Raw genomic sequence first — 13,900 nt, 5'->3', positions numbered from 1 at the left:
AAGTATATAAGAAATTTTGCTTAAGCAGACATCTACTATTTAACATAGATAAGGAGTTTTTCTATTTTTAGAATGATTCTTAAGAATAGAAGCATAAATTTCATCACAGAGAAGCTGAAAAAGACAATCGCTTTCTAGTAATCACAAGAAAGCGATCGATCCGATGCTATTCTCCAGAAAATGGGTTAGAATCTTTAAATAAACCTTCAGACCCCAGTTCTTCTTCTATTGCCATAAGCCTATTGTACTTGGCAATGCGTTCCGAGCGTGATAAGGATCCAGTTTTAATTTGCCCTGTATTGAAGGCCACAGCAAGATCGGCAATTGTTGTGTCTTCAGTTTCTCCGGATCTATGAGAAAGAATAGTTGTATAGCCTTGACTATGGGCAAGTTGTATAGCTTCTGAAGTTTCTGTTAATGTGCCGATTTGATTAGGTTTAATGAGCACAGCGTTAGCAAGGCCTTTGCTTATACCTTCTGCTATCAACTCTGGATTGGTGACGAAGAGGTCATCACCGACAATTTGTATATTTTCTCCGAGTTCTGCAGTTAGCAATTCCCAACCGTCAAAATCTTCTTCAGCAAGCCCATCCTCTATAGAGTCTATAGGATAACGATCACAAAGATCGGCGAGTATGCCGACTTGTTCTTGAGAGTTTTTCCCTGCGTAAGTTTCTGTTTTTGTATCGTAGAAAGAAGATGCAGCACAGTCAAGAGCTAAAGAGATCTCCTCGCCAGGCTGGAAACCGGCTTTCTCAATAGCTAATACAAGAAGGTCTAAAGCTTCAGAGTTAGATTTTAATTGTGGAGCAAATCCGCCTTCATCTCCCACTCCTGTAGCGAGATGTTTATCATTGAGAAGGTTTTTCAATGTATGGAACACATCGGCACCCATACGTACAGCTTCTTGTAGAGAATGTGCGCCTATAGGGCGAATCATAAATTCTTGAAATTGCAGGCCGTTGTTTGCATGCATACCCCCATTAATGAGATTCATCATAGGGCAGGGAAGAATGTGAGCGAAACATCCTCCCACGTAACGGTAAAAAGATCGTCCTAAAGTTGCGGCTGCTGCTTTTGCAGCTGCTAAGGATACCCCTAAGATAGCATTGGCTCCTAATTTCTCTTTATTTGGTGTGCCATCTGCTTCTACCATAATAGAGTCTATAAGGATTTGATCAAATATGCTGACTCCTTGCAAAACAGGAAGCAGAACTTCTTTCACGTTTTTTAAGGCTTGTAAAACACCTTTCCCTTGGTATCGAGAGGTATCTTGATCGCGAAGCTCTAAAGCTTCTTTAATTCCTGTGGAGGCTCCCGAAGGCACACAAGCTTCTCCGAACGTGCCTGTGTTTGTAATTACTTTAACATATAGTGTGGGATATCCTCTGGAATCTAAAATTTCTCTAGCTTGGATATCGGAAATGACAACTTCTAGCATCAGTCTTTAATCTCTTTTGTCAAGGGGTTGGAAACTAGCTCCCAAAGACCTAATTTAACACAATATGAACACACGGATCATATGATCACCATGAGGTTGCGGGGAGATTAAGGCAATATTAGGTTCTGATTTTACAAAAAGCAAGCAGATTTCATTTCGGTTGTTTTTCATGTGTTATGAGAGATAAAGAAGTTGTTCTTTAGCAGCTTTCATTTTATCACGGTATTGAGCAGCTTCATCAAATCTGAACGCGTTGGCCGCTTGCAGCATGAGATTTTCGTATTTTTTTATAAGCTTTTCTAATTCTTGCGTAGATAAAGGTTTTTGCGGAGTGTCTTGCACTGCCTTTTTTCCCCCTTGCGGAATGGGATTGGCAAAGATCGCTTTGATGATGGGTTTTGGTGTAATGTTATTTGCTTTATTGTATTCCAACTGTATGTGCCGACGACGCTCTGTTTCTTTTAAGGTTTGTTCTATAGAGAGAGTTTTGTGGTCAGCATAAAAAATGACTTTCCCATCCACATTTCGTGCAGCTCTTCCACAAAACTGTATTAAGGACGAAGTGCTACGTAGAAAACCTTCCTTATCGGCATCAAGAATAGCAACTAAAGAAACTTCAGGGAGATCTAAGCCTTCACGAAGTAAGTTGACACCTATGAGCACGTCAATATTCCCTAAACGCAAGTCAGAGAGAATACGCGTACGCTCTGCTGTTTCTATGCCAGAATGTAAGTAGGCGGCAGCAATATCTAATTCTGAAAGGAAAGCTGCGATATCCTCGGCAAGCTTTTTGGTGATGGAGATGACGAGAATCTTTTCCTGAGATTTAGATAAGCGTTTGCGAATTTCTTCTAGGAGATCGTCTACTTGCCCTGTTGCCGGACGGATTTCTGGAATAGGGTCAGGAATTCCTGTAGGGCGGAGAATCTGTTCGACAATATGACCTTGACTTTCGTTGAGTTCTGTCTCTCCAGGAGTAGCAGATACATAAATCACATTATGGAAATATTTCCTAGCTTCTTCATAGGTTAGAGGGCGGTTGTCATAAGCAGAGGGAAGACGAAAGCCGTATTCTACTAAAGATTGTTTCCTAGAAAAGTCTCCGCGGTACATAGCGCGTATCTGCGGTAATGTTTGGTGTGATTCATCAATAACCAGTAAGAAGTCCTCGGGGAAATAGTCTAATAGGCAGGTGGGAGGCGCTCCCGGAGGCGTGTTTGTAAAGTGGCGAGAATAGTTTTCTATACCTTTACAAAATCCGGTTTCTTTGATCATTTCGATATCGTGAGTCGTTCTATGGAATAAGCGATCTTGTTCTATAGGACGATCTTGGAAGAATGCTAAACGTTCTTCTAGCTCTTCTCGTATAGAGCGTATCGCTTGTTCGCGAACAGCTTCAGGAGTGACATAGTGGGATCCCGGATATAAAATCACTGAGGTGACCGATTCCTTAGGCATCATAGTGAGAGGATCGCTGTAGTCTATGGAAGTTAATGTGTCATTGAAAAATTCTAAACGAATGGCGAGCTCGCTCTCATACGCAGGGAAAATATCGATCACACTACCGCGTTCGCGAAAAGTTGAGCGTTGGGGGACTGAGGAAGCTTGATAATGCATTTTTACAAGCTGAGAGGCTAGTAGTGCTCTGGGATATTCCGTGCCCACTGTGAGTTCTAATGCCATGGAAGTGTAGTTTTCGGGAGAGCCAATACCATAAATACAAGATACAGAAGAAACAATTAAAGTATCTCTACGCTCTAGAATAGATCGCGTTGCGGATAAACGCAGTTTATCGATTTCACTGTTGATTAAGAGACTTTTTTCTATGTAGGTATCATTACGGGCAATATAGGCTTCAGGTTGGTAATAATCGTAGTAAGAGATAAAGTATTCAACAGCATTATTAGGGAAGAATTCTTTGAATTCTTGATACAACTGTGCAGCTAATGTTTTATTATGTGCTAATACGAGCGTAGGGCGATTGACATTAGCAACAACATTAGCAATGGTAAATGTTTTCCCTGATCCTGTAGTGCCTAACAACACCTGAGATGGCGTGCGATTACGTACGCCTTGCGTGAGTTTAGCAATAGCTTCGGGCTGATCTCCACAAGGCGAAAAAGCAGCGCGTAATTCAAAGGTCATAGGAGCATATAGCAATTAAGGTAGTAAACGAGAGCGCCATTTATGGCTTAACCCTAAGGTGTCATGGACTTCTTCCATGGTTTCTTTGGCTACAGCACGCATTTTTTCTGTGCCCAGTTGTAATGCATCTTGAAGGGCTTGAGGTTTTGTAAGTAGTTCGGCACGTTTTTCTTTCAAAGGTTGTAAAAAGAGAATAAGTTCTTCGGCAAGGCGTGCCTTGATCTCAACATCTTTTATACATCCTTGACGGTAACGTGTTTTAAATTCTTCAACTTCTTCTTTATTAGGATTGAAAATATCATGATAGATGAATAGAGGGTTCCCTTCGACTCGCCCTGGGGTCGTAGCGTGAATTCGATTTGGGTCGGTATACATTTTTCTGATCTTATCTTTGATAGTTGCATCATCATCAGAAAGGTAGATGGCGTTATTCGCAGATTTACTCATTTTCCCTTGGCCGTCAATGCCGACTAAAGAGGTAAGTTCTCCTTGTAGAGTCTCTGGCTCGGGGAATATCTCACCGTATAAACGATTAAAATTGCGAGCAATATCACGAGTTAGCTCTATATGGGCTTCATTATCTTTACCTACGGGAACGAGTTGCGCTTTAGCAAGAAGAATATCCGCGCTTTGTAAAACTGGATAGCCCACCAATCCAAAGGACAAACCACCCTCATCTATAGAAGCGTTCTTCGCCATTTCCTTAAGACTCGGAATCCCCATGATGCGATTAATCGAAATCAACATGGAAAACAGTAAGTGGAGTTCGTAGATTTCCGGTATGGCCGACTGTAAATAGATAGTCGATTTATTCGGATCTATCCCCACACTTAACCAGTCTGCAAGAACTTCATAAATGTGGTTATCCACATTGAGCACTTGTTCTTTACGTATTCTGGTTGTAAGAGTGTGGAGATCCGCAACGATAAAAAAGCAATCGTACGCTGGGTTATTCTGTAAGTCTAAACGATTTTTTATAGAGCCTACCCAGTGACCTAAATGGAGCTTGCCTGTTGGTCGATCACCGGTAAGTACGCGCGTTTTTTTGTTCATAGAATTTTATTTTATTGAAGAGATTTTTCTAGTTCTTCGAAGTGATTCTTCAATGATACGATATCTTCTTGAATTTCTAGGAGGTTTTTTTCTCCTACAGGATTCTTTTGTGCTTCCAAAAGTCGTGCTAATAGATGGCGAATCAAATGGCAGGTATTTTGTACGTCTGTCATGATAAGAAATTCTTGACCATCGACTCTCGACAAGCGATTTAAAAACACGCAACGTTCTTGCTGAGAGAGCATATCCGATGTGATGAAGTTAATGAATTCACCACGTTCGTGAACGTCTTTAGCAACACGAATCAACATCATGAACTCGGCGATTAAGCTTTGCGATGCTTGTTTTTGTTCTGCAGGAAGATCATGGATGAGTTTCCCATTGATGAGCATTTCAAAAAAGAAATTGGCTATTTCCTGTTGGCCATTAGAGCAATTAAAAACAACATTTTGAAATTCTCGGAATGTTGTATAGCCAATCGCGGTGGCGAAAATTCTTTTTAAATTTCCTTCAAGAATAAGAAAAACATTATCTTCTAGTTCCAGTGTTTTTGATTTTGCTGCCATATTTAGACCTTTGTATTGGGAATGAAATTACTTTTAACTTTTTGAAGCTTTTTTATCAATTTTTCAAGGGCAGCCTGATCCTCAGTAGACAATTCTGAGCATTTTCTTAATAATTCTGAGCCTTTGGAAAGCAGAGATAGTGCTTGTTTTGCTAAGCATATCTGACGACGATCTGTAGAAATTAGAGGGAATTCCCTTCGGATAATATCTAGGAGTTCTCCCTTACTTTCTCCACGGTAATTTCGGATAATCGCTTCTTTTTTTTCTTGAGAACCTTGGCGAGAGGCTAATGTGTAAATCGCTTGCCTTGGCATTTTCTCAGCTTCTATTTTCAGGGATTCAGGAAGAGTAGAGAAGAGTTCATAATACACAAGAAAATTGTAAGGAGTTTGACGGTTGCCATAGGTAAGTAGTAACCAAGATGAAAAAGCTCCTTCGCGGTAAGTTTTTAGTAAATCACGTACTTTTTTTATACGTTCGCCGTGCAATAGTACTGCTTGATGGTGGATTTGTTTGATTTGGGCAGAGAGATTACAAAGACTTTTGAAATCTTCTTCGGAAATCTGATCTTCAAACGTGTAATGTTGTAATAACTGGCGGAATTTTTCTTCTTCTTGTGGGGATAATTTTACATCGGAAAATCTGCTTAAGAAAGGGGAGTGCTCGCCTTCCATACGTTTGCGTGTAAGCGTTTCCATTTTATCTTGTGTATTTTTTTTGAAACGGCTCTCCAACAACGTTTTTAAATTTCCCATAGGATTACATATCCCTCAGTAAAATTAACAATTCTTTGGTTAAATTGAGGTAATCTTCAGAAGCTCGTGCTGAAGGCGCGGTAGCAAAGACAGGTTTCCCGTGGATAGCAGCTTCAGAAATCGTAATGTCTCGACGAATCTTAGTATTTAAAAGTCTTCCAGGGAATGTCTTGTGGATTAACTCAGCAAAAGCGGCGTTATTTTTACCACGATAGTTCCAAAAGGAAAGAGCAACTCCCAGGATACTCAGGGGATGGCGTGACGAAATGCCTTGAATAAATGATGACAACCTTTCTAGACCCTTAACACTATAAAACTCAGGAGTGGCACAAATTAAGGCATATTGTGCTGCAATTAATGCAGATTCGGTAAGCCAGCATAAAGAGGGGGGGGTGTCAATGATCACATAGTCATAGTCATTTTCTACAGAGGTGAGAATATGTTTTAGCCGTTCGTGAGAATAACGGTCAGCGGCTAAATTCCCCGAAACTTCTATACGCTCTAACCAAGTGTCGGCAGGAATTAAATCTAATCCTGTATCTTCGATGGGACGAATTACTTCACGAATATCTTTTTCACCCTGAAGTACGACAGCTAAGCTGTCGTAACAATCGGGATCAAGACCCAGTCCTGAAGTCAGGTTTGCTTGAGCATCAAAATCAATAAGGAGCACACGAGCGTTGTGGTATTGCGCTAAAGCTGCACCTAAATGTAGGGTTGTCGATGTTTTTGCTGTTCCACCTTTAAAGCTATTGACAGCGATGGTTTTCATTGGAGACGCTCGTCCTTGGATCTGGGTTTTCTACAATAGTGGAGTTAAACTTAAAGAGTTCTTTTCTTCAAGTAGAGTATTTAGGAATTTGTCCTCTGTCATGTCATTTAAAACTCGGTTGTCTCGGGTACGTATTGCTAAGGTATTTTGCTCAATTTCCCGATCTCCCAAAGTCACCATATAATTGACTTGCATGTTTTGTGCATTCCGTATTTTTTTACTTACAGATTCATTAGAATCATCCACCGTAACTACGAAGCCTAATTTTTGCCACGCTGTGGCCAGCTTTTGAGCTCGAGGTTGATGGCGGTCTGCCACAGTAATTACCCTGATATGCTCAGGACTGAGCCATAAGGGGAATCTTCCTTTGAAATGCTCTATAAGAATACCTAAGAATCTTTCAATAGAACCAAACAAAGCCCGATGTAACATCACAGGAGTACTTTTTTCTCCCTGAGCATTGGTGTATTCTAACTCAAATCGTTCGGGTAGGAACATGTCGAGTTGGATGGTTCCACATTGCCACGTACGTTGGATGGCGTCCTTCACATGGATGTCAATTTTCGGTCCGTAAAAAGCTCCATCTCCAGGATTGATAATGAAAGGAGTATGTGAATTGACAAGAGCTCGCTCTAAGGCTGCTGTCGCTAACTCCCAGAGTTCATCACTGCCAATTGTGGCTTTTTCTGGACGTGTTGACAACTCTAAATGGTACTCTAGCCCAAACGTTGAGTATAATTCAGAAACTAAATGTAAAATATTTAATGTTTCCTCTTCTACTTGTTCAGGGGTTAGAAATACGTGCGCGTCATCTTGATGGAATGCACGTACGCGCATAAGTCCGGAAAGAGCTCCCGAAACTTCGTAGCGATGCACGTGACCAATCTCTGCAATTCTTAAGGGAAATTGCTTATAGCTATGTAGGCGTGTTTTATAATACAACATACACCCAGGGCAATTCATGGGCTTAATTGCGTAGTCCTCATCCTCTATCTTTAGAGTGTACATGTTTTCTCTATAGTTACTCCAATGTCCAGAAACTTCCCAAAGACTACGGCTCATAAGCTGAGGCGTTTGGATTTCCTTATATCCCGCAAGTTGATGTAAGCGTTTCCAATACCCTATAAGGGCGTCCCAGATAATCATTCCTCTAGGATGGAAAAAAGGCATGCCTGCGGAACACTCTTGTTGAGAAAACAGGTCGAGTTTCATCCCTAAAACGCGGTGATCACGTTTTTTTGCTTCTTTCAACTGGTGTAGATGCTCTTTTAATTCTTTTGTTGTAGGGAAAGCCACACCATAGATTCTTACTAGAGATTCTCTTTGAGGATCTCCCCTCCAATAGGCTGCTGATGTGCGTAAAAGCTTAAAAGCTTTGACAGGGCCAGTGGAAGGCAAGTGTGGCCCCCGACAGAGATCCATAAATTCCCCTTGGGAGTAGGCAGTAATGCTCTCTCCTTCTGGAAGCTCTTTTATGAGTTCTACTTTAAAGGGATTACGGGCGAATTCTTCTAGGGCCTCGTGTTTGCTGTTAAATGTTTTTTTCTGCACCGCAAACTTTTCTTCAGCTATTTGACCCATCATATTTTCAATCATTAGGAAGTCGTCTTCACTGATAGAAAGGTTGGCGAAATCGTAATAAAATCCCTGATCGATAACAGGACCTATAGTCGGGATAGCATCTGGCCATAAACGTAGTATAGCCTGAGCTAGAATGTGAGCAGAAGTATGTAAAAAAATTTCTCGTCCTTCTGGATCTGTAAAGGTAACAAATCTTAAGGTATCTCCTTCGTTTAGGGTTGTAGACAGATCTTTAATTTGATCGTTTATGACAACGCCAGCAAAGTAATGAGAATTTTTTATTTTGCTCGCGAAATCAGCAGCTGTTGTGCCCTGAGGCAGCTCATAAGTTTCATTGTTGCAAATTACGCGGATCATCTTCTCTCCATTAAGAGTTTTTCTAGGTCTGTTATTGTAACGTTTTTCTGGATCAAAGCAAGGGCGTTTTCTTAAAAAAACTGTGTGTTTAAGTGGGGAATTCTGAGTTTTTTAGAGATGTTGAATGATAAAAGTATATTTGAGTTGGAGCCAAAGTTTTATTCTTTTATAATGGGATGTTTTCGATTCTAGAAATGACTTCTTCATGTCTATTTTTTTAGTATTTTTTACTGCTTTTATCTGGTCCTCGTCTTTTGCTTTTAGCAAATTAGCGATGGAGGCTTCGGCTCCTTTATTTGTCACAGGTAGCCGCATGCTGATTGCGGGTTTCGTGTTGGCGGGAATCGTATTGTGGAAAAAAGAGTCGTTAAAACTACCAAAACAGGCGTATGTTCCCGTTTTGATTTTATCAGTAGTGGGGTTCTATCTGACGAATGTCTGTGAGTTTCTAGGCTTGCAGAACTTATCTTCTTCCAAGGCGTGTTTTATCTACGGACTTTCGCCATTTATTTCTGCATTGTTTTCTTATATCCAGTTACGAGAGACGGTAACATTAAAGAAATTGGGGGGATTGAGTCTGGGGCTATTTGGTTATCTTTCTTACCTATTTTTTGGGGGGAGTGATACAAGCACGTGGAGCTGGCAGTTAGGTATTCCTGAAATTTTATTATTACTTGCTACGTGTTTTTCTGCTTTTGGATGGACGTTGTTAAGAAAAATAAAAAAGAACTCCTCTTTGTCAGTGATGGCCATCAATGCTTACGCTATGCTTATTTCCGGGGTGCTATCTTTGGCGCACTCTATGGTTGTAGAAACTTGGAATCCCATTCCTGTAAGTAATGGCCTTCTCTTTGTTCAAGCTATTTTCTTCCTTATTCTGTTTTCTAATCTCATTAGCTACAATTTGTACGCTAAGTTGTTGAGGAAATATTCCTCAACGTTCCTGTCTTTTTGTCACCTTGTTATGCCTGTATTTTCCGCATTTTATGGCTGGGTGCTTTTAGGGGAGAGTCTGTCGGGAGCCCTACTTCTTGCTGTGGTGTTTATGATTGTAGGTTGTCGTTTAATCTATCATGAAGAATTTCGCCAAGGCTACATTGTTTCTTAATGTAAAGCGGATTTACATAAACAAGGGCTCAATATGCATTGAGCCCTTTTGCTTATCCGAAGAAGAAAAGCTATATTAGCTAAAGATTGCAGAAGTTGTTTGTGTTTGAGAGTCCGCTATATTTTGTAGAGTTTGCAAAGCAGAGTTGAAGCTTTGTTGTGACTGCTCTTGAAGCTGTTGAGCTTGTCCTGCATATTGGCTCTGAATAGAAGACAATTGTTTCAATTCTTCAGCATGAGCTTCCGCCATACCGGCTTGTTTTTGGTGGTGAGCGATTTCGGCACCCATAACGCCCCCAACGATCCCATCAATACCTGCGGTAAGTGCGTGAACCATCTGAGACATTTGCATAGATGTCGAAAGGGCTCTACCAGCGAAAGCTGCAGCACGACCCCCCTGAGTTTTGACTACGTTCATACCTCGGGCAATTTTGTCTTTCCATCCTGGGGTATTTAAAGCTTTACCAAATAGACCACCGCTTTTTCCTGCAGCACCTGCTGTAGCTTTTGCAGCAGCACTGGCCATGTCGTCTGCCAATCCTGCGGCTGCTTTTGCTGCGCCTTGAGCAGCAGAACCCGCAGCAGTGGATGCCGCCGATGTTGCTGTTTTAGCTGCTGTGCTCGCGGCATCTGTAGCCATTTTTGAAGCTTGAGATGCTGCAGAGCTGGCTGCGGATCCAGCAGCACCCGCGGTTTCTTTTGCAAAAGCTGCAGATTTTAATCCCCCTAAGCTTTTTGCTGCAGACAGGATACCACCACCAACGGCAACAGCAAAACCTACGATATTTACAATACCCGAGATCATGCTTTGTTTAGCTTGAGCTTCTGTAGCCGCAGCTTGGTGATTCGCTTGAGTTCGAATCGCGTTTCCGATTTCTGGAGCCATAGCTACTTGGTTTTGGATAGCCTGGTTTTGTTGTTGGAACTGTGAAGACCAGGATTTTGCACTCGCTTGTGCCAGTAGTGTCATAATTAATCCCAAGAGGGCAAGAGTTCCCATCCCTTTTTTAATCACCACACCATTGACTTCTGTATTCTCGGGCGTGGGAAGTTGTGGGAGCTCATAGTTATTTTGTTGCAGTCCTTTAGGCCCTTTCACCGCTTGAGCTGTAACAGTACTCGAAGCACTGGATACCGACGTAGAAGAGGAGGATTTTTCAGATTTATCAGTTTTAGAACTTTTTGATGTTTGCGAAGAGGCTTCTTTTTTAGAAGTTCCCTGAGTTTGAGTTTCTTGAATCAGATCCTCAAAACCTGCGGCGACCTCTTCTTGCGCACCTTGTGTATTCCCTGTTTTACCTTGTCCTTGAGCTTTAGTAGCTGCTAAACTGGCATTTTGTGCAAGCTGAGCAGCTAATGAAGGATCAGCACTGTTATTTCCACTAACTCCTGATGTCATAGCAAAAATGTCCCCTTAATAAATAATTTTTATACTGCTGATGCTAAGCCTGAGCTAATAGCTTGGAAGGCTTTAGCAATTTGAGCACCCAATTTAGTTGCTTGTTGCTGCATTTCATTAGCACTGTCAGTTTGTTTCGCGGCGATTTTACTTGCCTGTTGCCAAAACATAGTGAACATCTTCATCATTTCTGATTGTGCGGTGAGCATTCCTGTTTTTTTCTGTATATCGGCAAGTTCGGTTTGTAGTTCGGATAATTTAAGATCCCCAATACCTTTAACTAAAGATGGCACAGCGACAACCAAACCCATCCCTGCAGCTACCCATTTGTTTCCTAAAGCATTGATGACTTTAGATAGTCTAGGGAAGAATTTAGAAAGAGCTTTTTGTCCTGTTTGGAAGATCTTAGACATGTTTTTCATAAGAGTCTTCACAGCTGCTTTCACAGCTTGTTTGATAATTTGTTTAATCCCTTGTTTTACAGCTGTTTTTACAGCTTCCATGATGGCCTGCTTAACAGCTTGTACAATAGCAGTTTTTATGGCTTGCATCACTGCTTGCACAGTCACTTGTGTGGCTACAGTTGTTGCTACGGAAGTGGCAGCGGCAGCACCTGCGGTAGCTCCAGCAGTTGCAGCGGCGGCAGCAGCTGTGGCTCCAGCAGCCGCAGTTCCTATAAGACCCAAACCACAAGTAAATAAAGCCGCAACAATGGAAACCACAGTGATGGTTACTGAAACAGCTATCATCACAGTGTTGACTGTTTCAAGAGTCTTGTTGCTTCCCGCCTTATTTTGAATTTCTTGCATTTTTTTGTATTCTGCGCGTTCAGAATCAATTTTGAGTCCTTGAGATTCTAAGGATATGCGGTTCATGGTTGAAGCTTGCGCTTGTGTACTTTGATAATCGGAAAGAGCAGAAGCCGTGGCTTCTCCCAGAGAGGCGATGGCTTTTGCTAGGGCCATGCTGATTTCCATAACTTCCTGTCTAGGCGTTATGGAAGGCTTAGGAAGATCAGGAGTTTCCAATGCTTGAATTGCGGAATTCGATGTTCCGTTAACAGCAGAAGCGACTAATGCTTGGATTTCTTGTAGATGTGAAGAGTTTACAGAAGATAAAGAAGAAAGAGTGGTCTCTAATGTTTTGTTCGCCTCTTCAATAGTAGACTGGAGGTTTACAGCCTGGAAAGCAGAAGCTCCAGCGGCTTGGTTAGCACCAGCTGCAGCTTCTGCGGATGCCGTCTCTTGTCCTGCGGCAATGCCTTGTCCTGCCATGAGATTCTCTGAAGATTGTGCTTCAGAAACAGCCCCAGCTTTTTCCTTACCTTGAGTTCCAGCGATATTAGTATCGCTTTGCATTTCAGCGTTTTTCCCCTGACGGGTATGCTGAATTTGCTTAGTTTCATTACCAGCGAGTTTGTCTGGGTTGGGTACAGCTTGTGGTGTAGAAGCAAGTACCTGAGCCAGGATGTTTTTCTGATTGGAACTATCTGGACCTGAGGTAGAAAGAGACATCTTCTAATTGCCCTATGTTATCTAAAATTATTGTAAAACTAACGTCTATCAGAGATATGTTTGTTTACTGTTGAAGATAAGTTCTTCAAACCATGAAGTACCGAGGCGAGATCTTTAGCGAACTTAGCATCTTCTTTAGGATTGTTAAACAAGCCTTCAGTTAAACTCTCGATAGGTAGAGAATCTAAAGTGCCGTTTAGCGCCGCCATCATCTGAGCCAGCTGCTTCTCATCTTGAATCCCAGAAAATGTCTGAGCTAAAGGTAAATCTTCATAGATCGAGGACACTAACTTCTCTAAGTTTGAGATAGCTTTTTCTTGTTTGTCTGTTTCCTTAGAAACTAAGGCTGGAGAGGTGGGAGTGTGTTGGGTAGACGTCTTCTTCGCTGTAGTCGTAGTTTTTTTTGTTTTTCTGACTTTTTTATTCATATTGGAGTTCTCCTAACCCTAGGTTAATTTTTTTTTCCGGAGTTTTTTTTGGCCGGTGTTTTTGATTTAGCAGAGGTAGTTTTTTTCTTTTTTGGAGTTGTGTCTGCGCTCTTCCCTTTAAGAGAATCTTTCATGATGTTGCAGCGTTCTTTTAAAATTCTGTACTCGGGTTTGTTAGCGCAGATATCAATAGTGATGTCTAAGAAATCTTTCGATTCTTCGGTTTGATCGATCTTCATCAAGCTGTCAGCTATGTAATAGGGAGGGATCGGGTTATTGGGCTCCGCATCAAAAGCAAGGAAGAAGCCAAAGGCCGCTTCATTGTACATTTTGAGTTGATGGTAACATGAGCTTAAGCCTAGGATATACTTGTAGCACTGGGGCTTTGAGGCTGTAAGGATCTGGAAAAGGCCAATGGCTTCATTGTATTTCCCTTGGGAATAAAAGCTGTAGGCTATGGTATAGATCTCTTCTAATAAAACGTCGGATAGCCCTAGGATTTGTTGGAGAGTTAATCCGGCATCAAGTCCCTGTAAAATCCCTGTTAACGCTTGTTTTGTTTCTTCTTCTGTAGGGACAGGATATTTCTGTTCTAAATCATTAGCCTTAGCTTTTTTTTGTGCAGCAAGCTCAGCGAGTCGGCTACGTGTTTTTTTATTAAACGAGGCTGATGGCTTTTTAGAATTATTTGAAGTAGGCTTGCTCATTAATATAATTCCTAAAATTAAAATTATTTAATTCATAAATCAATTTTAAAATTAATTTTTTTGAAAAGACAAGTT

The 13,900-nt window shown here is 41.3% G+C and carries 12 protein-coding genes; 1 reads left to right on the top strand and 11 read right to left on the bottom strand.

Features of this window, described 5'->3' with window-relative positions; translation table 11 throughout:
- Window positions 1-166: 166 nt before the first annotated feature.
- The 7 genes from eno to thrS all read right to left on the bottom strand — a co-directional run bounded on the left by eno (window position 167) and on the right by thrS (window position 8,670).
- Window positions 167-1,441 (bottom strand): phosphopyruvate hydratase, encoded by a 1,275-nt coding sequence (gene eno / locus CHAB577_RS04890; RefSeq protein WP_011097432.1) that lies wholly within the window; start codon window positions 1,439-1,441, stop codon window positions 167-169.
- Between the two features lie 174 nt (window positions 1,442-1,615).
- Entirely contained in the window at window positions 1,616-3,586 is a 1,971-nt protein-coding gene (gene uvrB / locus CHAB577_RS04885; RefSeq protein ID WP_011097431.1) for an excinuclease ABC subunit UvrB, read from the bottom strand.
- A gap of 15 nt (window positions 3,587-3,601) precedes the next feature.
- On the bottom strand, window positions 3,602-4,639 hold the full coding sequence (gene trpS, locus CHAB577_RS04880; RefSeq protein WP_011097430.1) for a tryptophan--tRNA ligase: 1,038 nt from the start codon (window positions 4,637-4,639) through the stop codon (window positions 3,602-3,604).
- A gap of 11 nt (window positions 4,640-4,650) precedes the next feature.
- Complete coding sequence (locus CHAB577_RS04875) at window positions 4,651-5,205, bottom strand: CT584 family type III secretion system tip protein (RefSeq protein ID WP_006344529.1); 555 nt, start codon at window positions 5,203-5,205, stop codon at window positions 4,651-4,653.
- Window positions 5,206-5,207: 2 nt separating this feature from the next.
- On the bottom strand, window positions 5,208-5,960 hold the full coding sequence (locus tag CHAB577_RS04870; protein WP_006344528.1) for a pGP6-D family virulence protein: 753 nt from the start codon (window positions 5,958-5,960) through the stop codon (window positions 5,208-5,210).
- Window positions 5,961-5,964: 4 nt separating this feature from the next.
- Window positions 5,965-6,732 (bottom strand): ParA family protein, encoded by a 768-nt coding sequence (locus tag CHAB577_RS04865; RefSeq protein WP_006344527.1) that lies wholly within the window; start codon window positions 6,730-6,732, stop codon window positions 5,965-5,967.
- A gap of 30 nt (window positions 6,733-6,762) precedes the next feature.
- Complete coding sequence (gene thrS / locus CHAB577_RS04860; RefSeq protein WP_011097429.1) at window positions 6,763-8,670, bottom strand: threonine--tRNA ligase; 1,908 nt, start codon at window positions 8,668-8,670, stop codon at window positions 6,763-6,765.
- 205 nt (window positions 8,671-8,875) lie between these two features.
- Between thrS and CHAB577_RS04855 the strand changes: the two genes are divergently transcribed.
- Window positions 8,876-9,778, top strand: coding sequence for a DMT family transporter (locus CHAB577_RS04855; RefSeq protein ID WP_011097428.1), 903 nt, complete (start codon window positions 8,876-8,878; stop codon window positions 9,776-9,778).
- Between the two features lie 75 nt (window positions 9,779-9,853).
- Here CHAB577_RS04855 and sctE read toward each other — a convergent pair whose 3' ends face one another.
- From sctE to CHAB577_RS04835, 4 genes are read right to left on the bottom strand one after another with little or no spacing between them, the layout of a single operon-like run.
- Window positions 9,854-11,176 carry a type III secretion system translocon subunit SseC family protein gene (sctE, locus tag CHAB577_RS04850; protein ID WP_011097427.1) on the bottom strand — a complete coding sequence of 441 codons (1,323 nt, stop codon included), beginning with the start codon at window positions 11,174-11,176 and terminating at the stop codon, window positions 9,854-9,856.
- A gap of 29 nt (window positions 11,177-11,205) precedes the next feature.
- Entirely contained in the window at window positions 11,206-12,690 is a 1,485-nt protein-coding gene (locus CHAB577_RS04845; protein ID WP_011097426.1) for a type III secretion system membrane protein, read from the bottom strand.
- A 38-nt stretch (window positions 12,691-12,728) separates the two neighbouring features.
- Window positions 12,729-13,118, bottom strand: a complete 390-nt coding sequence (locus CHAB577_RS04840; RefSeq protein ID WP_006344522.1) for a hypothetical protein — start codon at window positions 13,116-13,118, stop codon at window positions 12,729-12,731.
- Window positions 13,119-13,141: 23 nt separating this feature from the next.
- Complete coding sequence (locus CHAB577_RS04835) at window positions 13,142-13,825, bottom strand: SycD/LcrH family type III secretion system chaperone (protein ID WP_006344521.1); 684 nt, start codon at window positions 13,823-13,825, stop codon at window positions 13,142-13,144.
- Between the last annotated feature and the right edge of the window lie 75 nt (window positions 13,826-13,900).

The sequence above is a fragment of the Chlamydia abortus genome (genome assembly GCF_002895085.1).
In the GTDB taxonomy this organism is placed as follows: domain Bacteria; phylum Chlamydiota; class Chlamydiia; order Chlamydiales; family Chlamydiaceae; genus Chlamydia; species Chlamydia abortus.
This window is presented reverse-complemented; position numbering and strand designations above follow the sequence as displayed.

Excerpts from the sequence above, each read along its gene's own strand:
- CHAB577_RS04855 (WP_011097428.1), top strand. The coding sequence starts at position 8,876 with ATGTCTATTTTTTTAGTATTTTTTACTGCTTTTATCTGGTCCTCGTCT.
- CHAB577_RS04840 (WP_006344522.1), bottom strand. The coding sequence starts at position 13,118 with ATGAATAAAAAAGTCAGAAAAACAAAAAAAACTACGACTACAGCGAAG.
- CHAB577_RS04875 (WP_006344529.1), bottom strand. The coding sequence starts at position 5,205 with ATGGCAGCAAAATCAAAAACACTGGAACTAGAAGATAATGTTTTTCTT.
- uvrB (WP_011097431.1), bottom strand. The coding sequence starts at position 3,586 with ATGACCTTTGAATTACGCGCTGCTTTTTCGCCTTGTGGAGATCAGCCC.
- trpS (WP_011097430.1), bottom strand. The coding sequence starts at position 4,639 with ATGAACAAAAAAACGCGCGTACTTACCGGTGATCGACCAACAGGCAAG.
- CHAB577_RS04845 (WP_011097426.1), bottom strand. The coding sequence starts at position 12,690 with ATGTCTCTTTCTACCTCAGGTCCAGATAGTTCCAATCAGAAAAACATC.
- CHAB577_RS04870 (WP_006344528.1), bottom strand. The coding sequence starts at position 5,960 with ATGGGAAATTTAAAAACGTTGTTGGAGAGCCGTTTCAAAAAAAATACA.
- thrS (WP_011097429.1), bottom strand. The coding sequence starts at position 8,670 with ATGATCCGCGTAATTTGCAACAATGAAACTTATGAGCTGCCTCAGGGC.
- CHAB577_RS04865 (WP_006344527.1), bottom strand. The coding sequence starts at position 6,732 with ATGAAAACCATCGCTGTCAATAGCTTTAAAGGTGGAACAGCAAAAACA.
- eno (WP_011097432.1), bottom strand. The coding sequence starts at position 1,441 with ATGCTAGAAGTTGTCATTTCCGATATCCAAGCTAGAGAAATTTTAGAT.
- sctE (WP_011097427.1), bottom strand. The coding sequence starts at position 11,176 with ATGACATCAGGAGTTAGTGGAAATAACAGTGCTGATCCTTCATTAGCT.
- CHAB577_RS04835 (WP_006344521.1), bottom strand. The coding sequence starts at position 13,825 with ATGAGCAAGCCTACTTCAAATAATTCTAAAAAGCCATCAGCCTCGTTT.